This is a genomic window from Candidatus Poribacteria bacterium, from assembly GCA_009839745.1.
Classification (GTDB): Bacteria; Poribacteria; WGA-4E; order WGA-4E; family WGA-3G; genus WGA-3G.
This window is the reverse complement of sequence record VXPE01000130.1, coordinates 1-16,149: the sequence shown is the minus strand read 5'-3', so window position 1 is coordinate 16,149 and position 16,149 is coordinate 1. Positions and strand designations below refer to the sequence as shown.

Here is a 16,149-nt window from a genome sequence, read left to right as displayed (position 1 = left end):
AAGGGTTCTCTTTATTCAAAAAATTGGGAAATTAATTATCAAACTCACGTTAATAGATTCGTTATTGTTTTATGTATGCCCATGTGGTGGTGAGTTTGTCGCTGGGGGAAACGTCAAAAGCCCTTTCCAATCCATCCTCCATGATACTCTGAATCTCATCCTCACTCAGAACCACCTTAAAGATAGCGACATCGTCAATAATGCCTCTGTATTTACCGGCATAGCCGGAGCCGATGAGCAAATTAAAACCGCTGGGGGTGGAGTCTCCGCAGGGGTGAACCCCACATTTCAGCCACTTACTCTCGGCGGCAACTTCACCATCCTTGTACATCTTATACTCGCGTTTTGAAACGTCTCTCGTCTCAGCGACGTGAATCCATTCATCATCTACAAGCGTACCAGGGGTAGGTCTCGTAACCTCCACGTAAGGTTGACAATTTCCGCCACAATCGCCCCAATAAAAACTCAATCGCCCATCGGGTTCCTGTGTCAAGCAGCCTTCGCCGCCGTATGATTTGCAAACGATGTTTTGGCGACCTGCGGCTACGTTTTCAGGTCTCACCCAAAAAACAATCGTCACATCTCCGTGGAACTGAAGTGATTTGTCATTGCCCATATCCACAAAAGATGTGCCATCAAACTCAAGAGCCTTGCCAAATTTACCATCTACCCACTTCGGTTTATTTGTGAATACACCGTCGTGCCCGTTTCCAGAAGAATCTTTTGCAGTATCTCCCTTACCTTCGTCAAATTTCCATATTCCTACGATAGTGTTCGGGTCTAACGCAGCATCACTTGCAGCGGTTAGCATGCCTGCAATAGATAGAACGACCACACCGATCCACACCCATCTAACTTTCATCTGTCTACACCTCCTTACATCTCATAATAATAGGTTTCGCAAAAATAGTCAAGAGAAGGCTTACATCAACTCGACGAAGACCTCGTTTGCGAGGAAAAGCCCACGAGGGGTGAGGCGGAGGTGCGTGGCTGTGCGTTCCAGCAATTCCATGTCTAACCATTTTTTGAGGATATTTCCAAAGGCGATTTCGATGTCTTCACCGAATCGGTCTTTATAAACATCGAGAGAAATACCTTCGCGCTTCCGAAGTGCGAGCATAAGCGTTTCCGTCTTCTCGGCATGTCCCGTCATGCGTTCGGTATCCGCTATCGGTTTATGGCGTTGGGAAAGTTCGCGAATGTAGGGCGCGATCCCCCGAATATTCGTATAACGCACACCGTTGATATACCCACACGCGCCTACACCGAGCCCGATGCACGGCTGGTTGTCCCAGTAGACGAGGTTGTGCCGCGCGAAACGGTTCGGCTTGGCAAAGTTACAGATTTCATAATGTGTATACCCGTGCGTGGTGAGCGTGTCGATGGTGTATTGGAACATGTCTGCTTCGGTGTCTTCGGTTGGGAGCTGGAGTTCACCGGCTTGCCACCATTCATAGAACGGGGTTGTCTCCTCCATGACGAGATTATAGGCTGAAATGTGGTCGGGTTCGAGGGAGATCCCTTCGTTGAGGGTGTGCTGCCATGCCGCCATCGTTTGGTTTGGGAGTGCGAAAATGAGGTCGATGTTGATGTTCTCAAAACCGCCTTCGCGGGCGAGGCGATAACTCTGCAGGAATTCGGCGACGGTGTGGATCCTGCCTAACTGCTTCAAGGTCTCGTCTTGCATGGCTTGCAAACCGAAACTGAGCCGATTCACGCCGTTATCCCGCATCACTCGTAACTTCTCACCATCAATGGTTCCTGGATTGCATTCCACAGTCATCTCGGCGTTCGGTGTTATTTGGAAATGCTGATGTATATCCGTAAACAGTCGTGCCAAAGCGTCCGCAGAGAGGATAGAAGGCGTGCCACCCCCGATGAAAACCGTTTGCAGAGGCTCGGTTTCAGCGGCATAGCGTTCCATTTCTGTGCGGAGTGCAGTTAAATATGCTTTCGCTTCCTCTTTATGGAAGGTATAGGTATTGAAAGCGCAGTAGTAGCACTTCGTCGCACAAAAAGGGATGTGAATATAGACAGAAGAAGCGGTTTTAGGAAGATAGTTCATACTGTTTGTAAGACCCGGTGCGGTTAGAAACCGCACCTATCGGACCTGGGGAGTGTCGAATTCCAGTCCGACTCGGATTGCCTCGCCGCTATCGGCGTAAGAGAACGCTTCGTTAATATCGCTGAAGGAGAAGGTATCGGAGATGATCTTGTGGAACGGATACTTGTCTCGTGTTCGACTGAGGAAATCGAGGGCGCGCGGGATAACCCACGGCTCGTAGACGATCACACCGCGAATGGCTTTACTGCAGCGGACAATGTTGCCGGGATCAATCTCAGTGGGGAATCCGAGATTGATGTTGCCGATCCAGAGATAGCGTCCACCCCAACGGAGCATCTCTACGCCTTCTGCGAGGACCCGCGGCGACCCGACAAACTCAGCGACAAGGTCTGCGCCGATGCCACGTGTCTGATCGAGGACGTATTCAACCCGGGATTTCATGTCAATTTCGTCGACGTTGAGGGTCTCGTCCGCGCCGAACGCCTGGGCAAGTGCCAAACGTGCGGGGAGTCGATCGAAAACAATGATTTTTCCCGCGCCCATCTCCTTCGCTACAGCGGTGGCGTAGAGTCCGAGTCCACCGGCACCCTGGATGACCACAGTATCGCCGAGTGTGATGCCGATCTGGTTCAGTCCGTAAATGACTTCAGATAAGGCACAGTTGATGGGGGATACGAGTGCGTCCGGGAGTGCATCGGGTACCTTGAACACCCAATGCCCGGGTTTCATGTAGTAGTACTCGCCATAAGCACCGTGAAAGTGAGGTGGCTGTTCGCTGGAGACCCCGAGCCAATCTCGGTAGCGGTTGGGACATCCCGGTTTTCCGTTGAGACACACCCAACAGTGTTGACACGGTTTGAAGTAGGAATAGGCGATGCGGTCGCCTTCGGTTAAGGGTTGTCCCATGCTATCCATTGTGATGTTGCGTCCCATGGCTTCGATCGTGCCGATCATTTCGTGTCCGAGCACTTGGGGGATACCGCTCTCGATTTTGGGTCCGTGTCCACGCCAAAAATGCAGATCGGAGCCGCAGATGTTCGCCATACTGATCCGGACGAGTAGATCATCGGGCGTAACGGATGGAATCGGGTATTCCCGGAATTCCATGGGTGTTTGCGCTTCTGTAAAAACGGCGACTTTTCCAGTTTTCATGTTTTTAATTTTCCTTGGGGTTCGATGAAGCGAGTTGGGGGTTTGATGTTCATCTCCGTAGAGCCGTCCCAAACGTTGTTTGGGACTTCGCGCCTTAGGTTTTGGAGATATCCAGAAGATAACCGTTCTTAATCTTTCCTTAATACTCATTAAAGTTGACGACTTTCCAGCGTCCATCAATTTGTTCGGTGTTGATAATGACGTTTCGGGTGTGAGTTATTGTGCCTCGTGTTGTGATGGTGAGCTTATAGTTGAATAGGACGTGGGTTGGTTCCTCTTCTTTTCCAATAGGTTCGTATTCGATTTTCGGCATCTCCTCCATCTGTTGTCCTGGCGACCGGACTTCACGCACGCGAGCGATTTCGTCTTCCAATTTTTCTGCCGCGAGCCCATGGCTGAGTTGTAACGCTGCCGCTTGATGTGCCCGCTGATAGTAGTTATAGATGAAATCTTCGCTGACCGCTTGCGGTGTGTTCCTGTTTGAACACGCGAGTATTAACAGGATAGAAAGTAGGAAATATTTAGATTTCATTGTGTTTATTTTTTCGCACGGATCATCGCAACGTTGAAAATACGGCGTTCGTAGCCGTGCGCGGGACTGTTTGCGACTCTTCCGAGTGCCCATAAGGTTGAGGAGCTGCCCCCATCGAAGTTAATGGCATGTTTGATGCCGAGTTCGCTGAAAAACGTTCCCATCTGATAGAGCGTCATTCCCATACTGTACCCCGGCTGCCTGCCGTCGACAGCGATGAGGAACAACTTTTCATCGTTAAATCCGAGGGCACTGCGCGGGTGACGGGACGCGGCATTCCGATGCCGGTAGGCACTCCCACCGCGTGACTCACCAAACGCGATGAGTTCAGGCTCGACCTTACCATCTCGGACAAGCCGCAAGTTCCCACCAATCCCCTGCTGAACGTGCTGCCATGTTTTCGGTGTGAGGGCGATTTCCAATGTGCCCGCTGTGGCTTTGACAATTTTATCTGTCCAGTCTCGCGCCAAACGCGGTTCCAGCGCAAGCACAATCCCATCAAACGGAATGACACTGTTGCCGCGCGGGTTTACACCTGTGACGACAAATCTACTCGTGTATTTTCCGGTCAGTGGAAGTTCAATTTGTCTAAGCGTAAACTCGTAGCATCGACGCGTTAAAGTTCTGCGTCCAAAACGAGGTGTATAAATTACAGAGGGACACGATGAATCACAAATTTGGTTAACCGCATCGATCAGAAGCGTGTCGCCTGCAATCTTGAGTCTACCGTTGAGTTTGACTCTATCCAAAAGAAACTCGCCATCAGGCGTTACGCCAAAACTCGTCTCCCCCCACGGGGATGGTGGCGAATATCCCCATCTATCCAGGGGTGTGGAGATACTGACCAGTTCACCGTTTTGGATATGCAGGTTGAACATCATACCGCCGCGTCCGCGGTTGTCCTCTCGGATGCCGAAACTGCCGTTGACCCCTGCGAGCGGTAGCACGTCCTTCTCCATGAGTCGTCTTGTCGCATCCGTGATGGTTTCACGTCCTAAGATTTGATCGTTGGCAAGTTCAACATCGAATCGGAGGTTACTCGCCGTGCGGTCCATCTCTGCAATATAGACCGCTGCGCCACCCGTCCACCAATACCGAAGCAGTCGAAACCCTTTGGGCCATCGATCGTTTTGGAGTTCATCGCGCCGTTTAACAGTGTCAGGAAAAACCTCTCGGTCTTTGCTGCTGTTAGCACCGATACGGAAAAACGGGTGTTCCCGTGCGCGTAAGGCTCCAATCACCAAAATAAAAATTAGGATCAGCGCGCAGACGGTAATGAGTCGCGTGATGTCAGGTCTGTTTTCTTTCATCATTTGTCTGGAATATGTTAAGGGTTCCTGATCATGACATGGACAGATATTCTTTCTGGTGCAGTATCGCTTCTACAGAGATTATAGCATATTTTCTGTGGATAGCCAAATATATCTTATACCATTTACGACTTGTGCTAATTAACATGTCATTTCTTCTGTTTTCACAGGTGTTTAGTTTTATGAAATATAGAACTTACGCATCTAATCTCAAAGGAAATATCACGCCGAAATGAGAACCCTACAAGCTGGACTGAAAAATCGCATCAAACCTCCGCCTTTGCTGTGCAGCTTGCACGTCTCTGAAACGCTCCACTGGCAATTCTGGTGCTTACTTTGTCTCTGTTGCATTGTTCAAGCAGTACAACTGACAATGGCAGGGTATAGTCACACAAAACCGTATTACCCTCCTGATATCCCCGACAGCGCGAAACATGAGCGTAAACTCGCGGCACAGCAGACGAGAGGATTTAGTCTGGTCCGAAAAAGAAAAAAAGGTTGACTGCCGTCTCTATGTTCGGCTATAATTAACGCAATCAGATCGATCGCGATCACCTCAAGATACTGCATCAGCCCTCTTGAGAGGCTTCACAGCAAAGGAGATAGACGAATGAAAACCGATACTGATACGAAAAGAAACCAAAACCCTTATATCCCTACAGAAAAAAATATAGATTACCCTGATACCGATGGAGAACAGATGGCAGCAAGTGATGAACATAGGCGGCAGCTCATACGGACTTTACAAATCCTTGAGGCACATTTCAAAGAACACCCCGATGTCTATATTTCTGGTGATATACTGATGTATTATGTGGAGGGGTTCCCTCAAAAGGTCGTCGCACCGGATGTGCTGGTCACTTTCGGCATCGGTCGGCAATCGCGCCTGACTTACAAGGTCTGGGAGGCGGGTAAGGTTCCTGATTTCGTGATGGAGTTCAGCAGTAAAAACACGTATCAAAACGATCTGACGGTTAAGATGTCGCTTTACGCATCGTTGGGCATCCAGAATTACTTTCTCTATGATGCGGAAGGTGTGTATCTGCCTGAGCCGCTGATGGGGTTTGCGTTATCTGGGGGTGTGTATGTTCGAGTGTCTGGTGGAGATGGAGTGGGTTTGCCTGCCTCGGTGTTGGGTTTAGATTTTCACATCATTGCGGGGGATTTAGAGATTTACGATCCTGTTGTGGATGAATGGCTTCGGACTCCTGCGGAGGCTGCGGAGGCACGTGCTGCCGAAGAGAGCATTGCCCGCCAGACTGCTGAAACACGTGCTGCCGAAGAGAGCATTGCCCGCCAGACTGCTGAAACACGTGCAGAAACCGCTGAAGCGGAGGCTGCCGAACTTCGAGAAGCACTCGCACGTTTACAAGCACGCCACTGAATGGTCGGATGTCAAGCAATTTTTGTATATGTAACCCAAGTTGCCAGTGATAGCCTTGTTATTTTTTCCGGTGTAGCATAGACTTTTAGTCTGTGCATCTTCGCACCCAAAATTGCACAGCACACATCACGTTTTTCGCTGAAAACGATGCGCGTGCCCCTAAATCAATAGGTGGCAACTTAGATTATTTCTGAGTTCTGTGATTTCTAATGTCAAGATGCTTTGAGACCGATACCTGTGAGGATCGAAACTGTCATATCGCCTTCTTGGATGATACCTGTTTCTTGAAATTTCTGATATGCTTTAACGACAACAGCCGATGTCGGTTCCACATAAATCCCTTTGACGGCAAGCAGTTCCATGCCTTCCTCAATCTCTGCGTCGTTGACTGTGGTAAATGCGCCGTTCGAGAAATGGAGTGCCTCCAAAATATTGTCGCCTCGGATGGGGAGTTCAGCAGTGATGCCTTCGGCAAGTGTTTCTCCAGTTTGTTTCATTCTTGAGATGGACGTTACGTTTTCAACGTCCGCATTGTAGATTGGGCAACAGACATCGGGTTGAACGCCGAGAAGCCGAGGGACATCTTCAATAATCCCTTGGGTCTGCAATTCACGAAATCCGATAGAGAGACCCAAATAGATGCTCCCGAATCCGACTGGACATAAGACGTGTGTCGGGGCGCGCCACCCGAGTTGTTCGGTAATCTCATACGCGAGCGTCTTTGTGCCTTCCAAGAAAAACGGATGCCAATTGTGAGAGGCATAGCAGGTAGTTTCCGCGGCGAGTTTTACTGCCTCTGTCGTCGCTGCGCGGTTTCCTGCTACCAGTTTTAACTCGGCACCATAGGCAGAAATCTGTCTCAATTTGCCTTTCGAAGTGGACGCAGGGCAGTAGATGGTGCAGCGGATACCTGCTCTGGCACTGTAGGCGGCTATCGCGGCCCCGGCATTGCCCGATGAATCCTCAACAACGGTCTCAACACCGAGTGATTTGAGATGCGTGAGCAGGACGGATGCCCCTCGGTCCTTATAGGAGCCGGTCGGACAGAGATAGTCCAATTTTACGAAGTGTTCAGGTGCGTTAGTATCGAGTGGCACAAGCGGTGTCATGCCTTCGCCGAGTGTGATAATCTCTGTCTCCTTACCGATCGGCAATGCTTCACGATACCGCCAGAGCGACATCGCTGCTGGGACCCGTGCATTCGGCAAGACGCGTGGATCCGAGACGAGGTTCAGCGCGCCTCCGCACTCACACTTATAGCGTAACGGTGAGATTTGATAGGTGTTGTTACATTTGGCACATTGGTATTGCATATTGCAGTGTTTTTGCTGCTTTAGCAGGATGCGGGGGCAATAATTTAAAAACTATTTTAAGATGAGCATCCGCCGGGTTTGCTGGAAAGCGGGTGTTGTCAGTTGATAGAAATAGACCCCACTTGCCACCCTTTCGCCTAAGTCGTTACGTCCATCCCAATACGCTGCTCGCTCGCGACTATTATAGAAGCCTGCGGATTGGAAACCGAGCGAAAGCGTGCGAACCAACTTACCCGTTGTATCGTAAATTGATACCGATACCAGACTGTTTTCGGAGAGTTGATACGGAATCCATGTTTCTGGGTTAAACGGGTTCGGGTAGTTCTGCAACAGAAGACTCTGTTTCGGGGCACCAATACCATCCAACGCCACATTCAGAACGGCATTTGCAAGATTCATAGGATTCACAGTGAAATTGAATCTTTCTGAGACGATATTTCCGTGGGTGTCCGTTACGGTTAATTCCAACCTATCCCCGAGTTCCACAACGCCCCGGTAGTTGAGGTCAGCGGTAGCAGCAGCAAAATAATTATGACTGCGCACTCGAGTTGTCATAACGGTATTCGTCCGTTTGTTGCGGATAGTAACGAGATACCCGTTAAAGTGCTGTGTGCCGCTTAGATACCCGCTGACAACGAACGCCCATGTCTGATAGCGGGTGACGGCGGGGGCTGCGGCGGCATCCACCCGATTTGTCCACTTTGTTCCGGTGAAGACGATATCACGTGTTTGTGGTATGTTGACGATGTATCCTTTTGCGCCTTCAATTGGGAATCCATCGTCAGGTGCGTTCGGCGTCCATCCAACGAACTGTTGGTTCGCGGCATCAAGCGTAACAACCGTTGTCGCCCCTGTCTTTACTGCGAGCGATCGCGCTGTCATCTCGATCGTCGGTTTCAAGGGGACAGATAGCATGTTCAAACCTTTAGAGAGGCGCGTGGAGAAAGTATTGCCCAAATCTTTCTCGCTTAATTGTGTTGTCGGTCTGCCGACGAAACCGTATCTCTGTCCGTCTGTTAAGTCATAATAGCCGACAAGACTTCCATCCTGATTCACATTTCGGACGACGGTGCGAACACTGCCTGGGAACCGCAATTCTTGCAGGGTGCCATCCGGCAGACGGAGATAGGACCGCAGAATATCATTTGCAGCTTTGGCTCTGAAGCCGACAACACCGGCATCCGTGATAGTATTCACAAATAGGAATTCAAGGTTCGGCATTTCTGGAAGGTCGATAGTCGTAAAACTGCCGTCGGGGTGACGTATGAACCCATGAAACCTTCCATCGGCATCCACGTAGCTGCCGACGACCGCACCTGCGGTGTTAACAAAGTCCCCGTAAGTGTTGACAGCACCGGGGACTGTAATTGTCAGCTCCCCTGAGAAGGCGTGGGAGACTCCCGCGGCATCGACGATGTTACCACTCAATGCCCCGGTTTCATCACTAAGACCGTAGATATGGGTTTCGGCTGCCCCGGGAAAATCGTATTGCTGCAGTTCGCCACCTTCTAAAATAACACCGTGGTAAACGCCATCTATATCTTTGTAGTGTCCGGAGGCTTTTCCAGCGTTGTCGAGTGCATAGAAATAGGTATTCAGGGAACCCGGAAAATCATATGTAGTGAAAACACCGTCTATCAATGTGAAACCGATGGTTTTCTCACCGTCAAGACTTCGCGTGTTGCCTGCGTAGTCTCCGAAGTCGTTGCTTGCTGACACTTCCAAAAAATCGACACCCGGGACTTCAATACTCTCAAAAGTATAGGCATCGCTAACGGGTACGACACTGAGGACCTCGTCTACTGGTGAAAGGGTGTCCGCTGTTACAGGTCTGGCAATAAAGCCATGCACGCTTCCATCGGCTGACGTATAGTGCCCGACGACAGAGCCGTCCTGATTAATATTATAGCCTTCCGTGGAAACGCTGCCCGGAAAGGTCAGTTCCTGTAGCCCGTCCCGGAATGTACCGACATGCGTGCGCGGGATATCTTCCACCTGTTTGGATCTGCCAATGATAATTCCCGCATCGTTGATACCGTGCACAAACATGTATTCCAGAGTTGCGGCGCCTGGGAGGTCAATAGATACAAACTTACCATTCGGGGAACGTGTGTATGGATGATATATCCCATCAGCATCTATGTAGCTGCCGACGAGCCGGCCCGCCGCCACAAAATCAGCGAATGTTTCCAATGCCCCGGGTGCCTCAACGATGGTGTCACCTATGAACCCACGGCGAACGCCAGCAGCATCGGTAAAATTCCCTGTCAGTGCACCCGTCGCATCAGAAATACCGTATATCTCCGTTTCGACGGCACCTGGGAAATCGTATTGTCGGAGTTCGCCATTTAGCAAAACGACCCCATGGTGAAGACCTTCGCTATCCTCGTAGTGTCCAGCGGCTCGTCCATCATTACCGAGCGCGAAGAAATAGGTGTTCTTGGAACCCGGGAAATCGTAGGTCATAAATTCCCCATCAATGAGCGTAAAGGCGACCCTCTTTTGACCATCGGCACTTTTTGTATAGCCAGCGTAATCTTCAAAGTCGCTACTCGCCGCCACGGCTAAAAACGCTACACCCGGAACATCAATGCCCTCAAACGTATAATTGAGATCGGTAGGTGTGGCAACGGGTTGATCGTCGACGGGGGCATCGGTGTCCGTTACGGGTCTGGCAATGAACCCGTGTCTGCGTCCATCGGTGGATTCATAGTGTCCGACGATGGAACCGTCCTGATTGATGTTATAGCCCTCCGTGCTGACGCTGCCCGGAACGCTAAATTGATTGAACCCACCCCGGAGGGTGCCGACGAGCGTGCCCGGGAGGGCATCTATCGGTTTGGTTCGGGCTACGACAGTCCCTGCATCGTTGATACCGTACACAAAAAAGTATTCCAGATCTGGTGCCTGTGAAAGGTTGAGAGGTATAAACTGTCCTGTCGGGGTACGCACATAAGGTTGAAATAACCCCTCAGCATCCACGTAGCTGCCCACCATACCGCCGCTTGAGTTCACGAAATTGGTATAAGTTGCCGTTGCCCCGGGGAACTCAATGATTTCGTCCCCTGAGAATCCATGGCGAACGCCAGACGCATCTGTAAAATTCCCTGTCAGTGCGCCTGTCGCATCAGAAATACCGTATATCTCCGTTTCAACAGAATCTGGAAAGTTGTATTCCCGCAACTCACCATCTTTTAGGATGACCCCGTGGTAAAGACCGTCGCTGTCTTGATAGTGTCCGGCGGCTTGTCCATTATTACCGAGGGCATAGAAATAAGTGTTCTGTGAACCGGGAAAATCGTAGGTCGTAAAAACACCATCAATCAGCGTAAAGGCAACTTCTTTTTCACCATCAGCACTCCGCGTGTAGCCGGCGTAATCTTCAAAGTCGCTACTCGCCGTCAACGCTAAGAAATCTACACCCTCAACGTCAATCGTCTCAAAAGTATAGTTAGCAGATATGCCAACGGGTTCATCGGTGACTTGTGCAGCGGCGTTAATTAGGAAAAGGGAATTGAGACATAAGAACAACGTAAACGTGTAAAACAAAAAATTGGTTTTAATAATATGAGTATGCATAACGAAATCCCTTTTTATAGTAAAGTTTAGAATTAGTTGGACACTTCACACCGGCGAGGTTAGAAACCTCGCCTACCGGGGAAGGGAGCATGTCTATTTATTTTTAGGATCCACAACGGGTCGGTGGATAAAGTTGGGTTTCACTGGACTTCTGAAACTATACACGCTCATTTGGCTCCGAAGCGTATTTGGATACCGCGCCCACCTGTTCTCAGAGTCGTTCAACCCAACCTACGGGATTGAAAGTTGTTTGGTGTATTACGTCTGTTCCTAAGAGATAGATGCGGTTAGAAACCGCATCTACCAAGGAAGGACGTAAGTGCTATACAGATTGACGCTATTTTACAATAACGAGCCGCCGGGTTTGCTGGAAAGCGGGTGTCGTCAACTGGTAAAAATAGATACCACTCGCAACGCGTTCACCCAGGGCATTGCGTCCATCCCAATACGCCGCGCGTCCCTGACTGTTGTAAAAGCCTGCGGATTGCAAACCGAGCGAAAGCGTGCGAACCAACCGACCCGTCGTATCATAAATGGATATCGATACGGGGCTGTCTTCCGAGAGGTGATACGGAATCCACGTCTCTGGGTTAAACGGATTCGGATAGTTCTGCAACAGGAGATTCTGCTCGGGTCTACCGATGCCATCAAGTCTAACAGACAAGACCGCGTTTGCGAGATGTTCAGGGGTCACTTTAAAACCGCGGGTTTGTGATTCAACATTTCCATTCGGACCGATGACGCGTAACTCAATCACGTCTCCAACTTTGACGACGCTGCGTCGCGCTAAGTCGGCGGTTGCAGCGGCGAAATAATCACCCACCACTGAGGCCGTGATCACGCTGTCTGTTCTCAGGTTACGCACGATGACTTGATAGCCATCAAAAGTTGGTTTACCTTCCAAATGCCCACTCACAACGAATGCCCACGCTTCTTGGGTACCCCCCCTATCGCCCCTTATCAAGGGGGTAATAGCAGAGGGTGCGGCAGCGGCTTCCGTTGTTTCGGTGGGATCCGTCCACGGTGCGCCAATGAAGGCGAAGTTACGAGTTTTTCGCACACTGACGATATAGCCCTGCCCACCTTCAATTGGGAAACCGTCATTCGGCGCGTCTGGTGTCCATCCGACGAAACGTTGTTTTGTCACATCAAATGCGATGATAGTTGTCGCTCCTGCCATAGCGACAAGGGCCTTGGCATTCATCGGTGTTGCGGGTGCCAATGGCACAGAAATCATATTCAACCCTTTAGACAGGGTGACGGTGTAGATATTGCCAAAATGATCGCCCTCTGCTTTGGGAACGAGTCTTGCGATGAACCCGTGTCTGCGCCCATCTGCTGAATCATAGTGCCCGACGACAGAACCGTCCTCATTAATATTCCAGCCCTCCGTGCTAACAGCCCCAGGAAACTGCAATTCTTGTAGATTGAGGGGGCTGCCGACATAGGTGCGCGGGACATCACCCACCGCTTGCGCTCGTCCAATGACAGTCCTTGCACTGTTGAGACCGTGCAGAAAAAAGTATTCCAGATTTAGTGCGTTTGGAAGGTCAATAGACAGAAATCTGCCCAGCGAACTACGCATGTATGCATGATATATCCCTTTAGTATCCACGTAGCTGCCCACGATATGGCCCGTCCAACTCACAAAATCGGAATAAGTTGCCGATGCTCCGGGGACCTCAACGATTGTGTCTCCTGAGAACCCACGACGAACACCAGACGCATCTATAAAACTACCCGTCAGTGCTCCCGTAGCATCACTATACCCGTATATCTCCGTTTGAATAGCACCCGGGAAATCGTATCGCCGCAGTTCGCCATCTTCTAAGATAACACCGCGGTAAAGCCCATCGCTATCTTGGTAGTGTCCGGCGGCTCGCCCATCATTACCGAGTGCATAGAAATAGGTGCCTTGCGAGCCGGGAAAATCATAGGTCGTAAAAACACCATCAATCAGCGTAAAGGCGATATCTTTTCCACCATCAGTACCCCGCATATTGCCTGCGTAATCAAAAAAGTCGCTACTGGCAGTTACCGCTAAAAAATCTACACCCGGAACGTCAATACTCTCAAACGTATAGTTGAGGTCAGGAAGTGGTCGTATATGCGTCGTTTGTAAGGGCCTGGCGATAAATCCACGTGTACGTCCATCGGCTGAGGTATAATGTCCGACGACAGAACCATCCTGATTGACATTCCAACCTTCCGTGCCAATGCTGTCCGGAACCTTCAATTCTTGTAGGTTGAGCGGGTTACCGACATAGGTGAGCGAGACACCATCCGCTCCTTTCGCTCTGCCAACGGCAGCCAGTGCATCGTTGATACCGTGCAGAAAAAAGTATTCCATATTTGGTATTTCTGGAATACCCAGAGTTGCGAAACTACCTCCGGGACCACGCAGATATGCATGATATGTGCCTTCAGTATCTACGTAGCTACCCACGATATTGCCTAATCCGCTTACAAAATCGGCATAAGTTTCCGATGCCCCCGGGAACTCAACGATTGTCTCCCCTGAGAACCCACGACGAATACCAGACGCATCCGTAAAATTACCCGTCAGTCCCCCGGTTGAATCACTATACCCATAGATCTCCGTTTCAACAGAATCCGGGAAGTTGTATTCCCGCAACTCACCATTCTCTAAGATGACACCGTGGAAAAGACCGTCACTATCCTCGTAGTGCCCCGCAGCGAGTCCATTATTACCGAGTGCGTAGAAATAGGTGTTTTTCGCGCCCGGAAAATCGTAGGTCGTAAAAACACCGTCAATGAGCGTAAAGGCGACCATTTTTTTGCCATCAGCACTCAGGGTGTTGCCAGCGTAGTCCTCAAAGTCGCTACTTGCCGTCACCGCTAAGAACTCTACACCCTCAACGTCAATCGTCTCAAAGGTATAATTGTCGCTGACGGATTCGAGAATTTGTGCAGGTGTGTTGATTAGGAAAAAGGCATTAAAACATATCAACAGCATGAACGTGTAAAACAAAAAATTGGTTTTCAAACGAGTGTACATAACACAAACCTTTCTAAAGTATTTTCTTCAAAGATAAAAAACAATAGATCAGATACCCTATCTTGCGGGATGACGCTTGTATTTGAAGTAACGCAAGTTAGAATAATACGCTAAAAGCGAGAACTGGGTGTCCTGATACATTTAGACATCCTAAAAAGTATGTAACATTTTCCGAAAAAAGGCAAGGAAAATCTCATCTGTTTTCTTGAATTTCTTCCTGCTACGCGGGTGTGAAAGTTATTCATCCCAAGGTAATGGCACACCTAACCGTTCACTGACCCCGCGTGCAGATTCCTGTTCCATCTCACCGTAACGGATGCCGTCACGCCGGTGTTGTTCCGTGCGTTCGGTTTCGATCCCACCCGGTAGAAGTGCTCTGTCTGTCCCCGGCATCGGCTCGTATGTTTCACGGACATCATGCACCATACGGTCGACTTCCGCGTGGAAAACAGCGGAGGGTACCACGGATTCGATGTCTATCGCGAGGACCATTCCGCCCATACCCCCGCCACTCCATTTTGCGGTATCTTCGGGTGGGGGTTCAGTGAAACCCGTTAGCGCGCCACCGAGTAGGCTTGCTATGGCGGTGTAGCCGATACTTTTGAAGAAAGCCGCTGGAATCACTGACAGGAGGGCATCGAAATCGGGACCTCGTTGATAATCCGCCATGATACAGGTCGCTGCGTCGAGCACAACCGGGGGTTCCTCGTCAGAGGGAATAGCGAAACAGATCGGCGGGTTGCCGTAATAGCCGAGTTGCGGTTTCGGATTTTGGTTGCCAGCGTTGCCTTGATTCTGATACCCTTGCACTGAGAAACCGATACAACCTGACGCATTACAGATTCGTGCATAGTGTCCAGCAGACCCGTAGTGTCCAATATAGCGGACGAGCCCCATCCCAATGCCCACTGCTTTCGCTTTAGTGATAGCATGTTCAGTGGCACGCACCATCGGAAGATAGCCAAGTGTGCCATTTCCATCAAGCACAACAGCCGTTGGGGTTTCACGGATGACACGGATATCAGGATTGGGATTGAAACTTCCGTTTTCAAAGCCTCCGCAATATCCGTTGACGGTTCGGGTGCCGTGACTGCGGACACCTCGTAAGTCGGAATTGACGAGCAAACGGCTGATGAGTGCGGCGTGTTCGTGTGTGATGCCTGCTTTTTCAAAGCAAGCAGTAGAGAAATTGAGAAGTCGATCTTCGTCCACGTGAACGAAGGCTTCTGGTGGTCTATTCATACCAGTCTCCTGTTTTTTGTCGTAGCACCAAGTGGTTTTGGAGCTTTCAGCTAAAGGGAAGGCTTCACATCTATTCCTCTCCCAAGGTCGGTTTAATTTCCCAGAGCAATACTGTGCCGTTAGTACTTCTGGTAGCGATCGTCTTGCCTAATGTTCCTTTACCGAGCCGTGCGATTGCGCCTTCAGGTGATAGCACCCAACGCCTAAAGGCGTGGGCTTCGGTTTCATAGACAGTGCGGTTTCCTTGAAAAGTCGACCGTCTTATTCCGTCTCCACCCGCGGGCGTTTCCCTATAGGTTTCTACAGGCATATCGTCAGGTGACGGCTATCCCTGCCCGCAATATGTTTACAGCAGCGTTTATATCCCTATCGTGGTGCGAACCACAGTTAGGACACGTCCACTGTCTATCTTTGAGAGTTAGATTTTCGTTGTGAAATCCGCAATCGCTACACGGTTTTGTCGTAGCCGTCCATTGACCCACTTGGAGCAACTTACGTCCATGTTTTTGACACTTATATTTCAATATTTGAACAAACTGGTAGAATCCAAGGT

General features: G+C 50.0%; 13 protein-coding genes. 2 read left to right on the top strand and 11 right to left on the bottom strand.

Features of this window, described 5'->3' with window-relative positions; genetic code table 11:
- Positions 1–61 precede the first annotated feature (61 nt).
- Genes F4X88_20330 through F4X88_20310 form a run of 5 tightly spaced genes read right to left on the bottom strand, consistent with a single transcriptional unit; the run spans position 62 to position 5,062 of the window.
- Positions 62–862 (bottom strand): LamG domain-containing protein, encoded by an 801-nt coding sequence (locus F4X88_20330; protein ID MYA58631.1) that lies wholly within the window; start codon positions 860–862, stop codon positions 62–64.
- A gap of 60 nt (positions 863–922) precedes the next feature.
- On the bottom strand, positions 923–2,065 hold the full coding sequence (locus F4X88_20325; protein ID MYA58630.1) for an oxygen-independent coproporphyrinogen III oxidase: 1,143 nt from the start codon (positions 2,063–2,065) through the stop codon (positions 923–925).
- Positions 2,066–2,101: 36 nt separating this feature from the next.
- Complete coding sequence (locus F4X88_20320) at positions 2,102–3,394, bottom strand: zinc-binding dehydrogenase (GenBank protein ID MYA58629.1); 1,293 nt, start codon at positions 3,392–3,394, stop codon at positions 2,102–2,104.
- Positions 3,357–3,749, bottom strand: a complete 393-nt coding sequence (locus tag F4X88_20315) for a hypothetical protein (GenBank protein ID MYA58628.1) — start codon at positions 3,747–3,749, stop codon at positions 3,357–3,359. Before F4X88_20315 ends, F4X88_20320 begins: the two co-directional genes overlap by 38 nt.
- A 5-nt stretch (positions 3,750–3,754) precedes the next feature.
- Positions 3,755–5,062 (bottom strand): phosphodiester glycosidase family protein, encoded by a 1,308-nt coding sequence (locus tag F4X88_20310; protein ID MYA58627.1) that lies wholly within the window; start codon positions 5,060–5,062, stop codon positions 3,755–3,757.
- 229 nt (positions 5,063–5,291) lie between these two features.
- On the opposite strand from F4X88_20310, the gene F4X88_20305 reads away from it, so the two are divergent.
- Both F4X88_20305 and F4X88_20300 read left to right on the top strand, forming a co-directional pair.
- Positions 5,292–5,561, top strand: a complete 270-nt coding sequence (locus F4X88_20305) for a hypothetical protein (GenBank protein MYA58626.1) — start codon at positions 5,292–5,294, stop codon at positions 5,559–5,561.
- A 108-nt stretch (positions 5,562–5,669) separates the two neighbouring features.
- The gene (locus F4X88_20300; protein ID MYA58625.1) at positions 5,670–6,443 is read left to right on the top strand and encodes a Uma2 family endonuclease; all 774 of its coding nucleotides are present in this window, start codon (positions 5,670–5,672) and stop codon (positions 6,441–6,443) included.
- 212 nt (positions 6,444–6,655) lie between these two features.
- Here F4X88_20300 and F4X88_20295 read toward each other — a convergent pair whose 3' ends face one another.
- The 6 genes from F4X88_20295 to F4X88_20270 form a co-directional block, all read right to left on the bottom strand.
- Positions 6,656–7,756: a pyridoxal-phosphate dependent enzyme gene (locus F4X88_20295; protein ID MYA58624.1), complete on the bottom strand. Its 1,101-nt coding sequence runs from the start codon at positions 7,754–7,756 to the stop codon at positions 6,656–6,658.
- A 51-nt stretch (positions 7,757–7,807) separates the two neighbouring features.
- Complete coding sequence (locus tag F4X88_20290; GenBank protein MYA58623.1) at positions 7,808–10,222, bottom strand: T9SS type A sorting domain-containing protein; 2,415 nt, start codon at positions 10,220–10,222, stop codon at positions 7,808–7,810.
- 1,450 nt (positions 10,223–11,672) lie between these two features.
- Complete coding sequence (locus F4X88_20285; protein MYA58622.1) at positions 11,673–14,129, bottom strand: T9SS type A sorting domain-containing protein; 2,457 nt, start codon at positions 14,127–14,129, stop codon at positions 11,673–11,675.
- A gap of 462 nt (positions 14,130–14,591) precedes the next feature.
- Entirely contained in the window at positions 14,592–15,596 is a 1,005-nt protein-coding gene (locus tag F4X88_20280; protein MYA58621.1) for an Ldh family oxidoreductase, read from the bottom strand.
- A 70-nt stretch (positions 15,597–15,666) separates the two neighbouring features.
- The gene (locus tag F4X88_20275; GenBank protein ID MYA58620.1) at positions 15,667–15,906 is read right to left on the bottom strand and encodes a hypothetical protein; all 240 of its coding nucleotides are present in this window, start codon (positions 15,904–15,906) and stop codon (positions 15,667–15,669) included.
- 4 nt (positions 15,907–15,910) lie between these two features.
- Positions 15,911–16,149: transposase (locus F4X88_20270; protein MYA58619.1), on the bottom strand; the 239-nt coding region annotated here is incomplete at its 5' end.

Coding starts and splice junctions, on each gene's coding strand:
- F4X88_20330 (MYA58631.1), bottom strand. CDS start 862: ATGAAAGTTAGATGGGTGTGGATCGGTGTGGTCGTTCTATCTATTGCA.
- F4X88_20325 (MYA58630.1), bottom strand. CDS start 2,065: ATGAACTATCTTCCTAAAACCGCTTCTTCTGTCTATATTCACATCCCT.
- F4X88_20320 (MYA58629.1), bottom strand. CDS start 3,394: ATGGACGCTGGAAAGTCGTCAACTTTAATGAGTATTAAGGAAAGATTA.
- F4X88_20315 (MYA58628.1), bottom strand. CDS start 3,749: ATGAAATCTAAATATTTCCTACTTTCTATCCTGTTAATACTCGCGTGT.
- F4X88_20310 (MYA58627.1), bottom strand. CDS start 5,062: ATGATGAAAGAAAACAGACCTGACATCACGCGACTCATTACCGTCTGC.
- F4X88_20305 (MYA58626.1), top strand. CDS start 5,292: ATGAGAACCCTACAAGCTGGACTGAAAAATCGCATCAAACCTCCGCCT.
- F4X88_20300 (MYA58625.1), top strand. CDS start 5,670: ATGAAAACCGATACTGATACGAAAAGAAACCAAAACCCTTATATCCCT.
- F4X88_20295 (MYA58624.1), bottom strand. CDS start 7,756: ATGCAATACCAATGTGCCAAATGTAACAACACCTATCAAATCTCACCG.
- F4X88_20290 (MYA58623.1), bottom strand. CDS start 10,222: ATGACCTACGATTTCCCGGGTTCCAAGAACACCTATTTCTTCGCGCTC.
- F4X88_20285 (MYA58622.1), bottom strand. CDS start 14,129: ATGGTCGCCTTTACGCTCATTGACGGTGTTTTTACGACCTACGATTTT.
- F4X88_20280 (MYA58621.1), bottom strand. CDS start 15,596: ATGAATAGACCACCAGAAGCCTTCGTTCACGTGGACGAAGATCGACTT.
- F4X88_20275 (MYA58620.1), bottom strand. CDS start 15,906: ATGCCTGTAGAAACCTATAGGGAAACGCCCGCGGGTGGAGACGGAATA.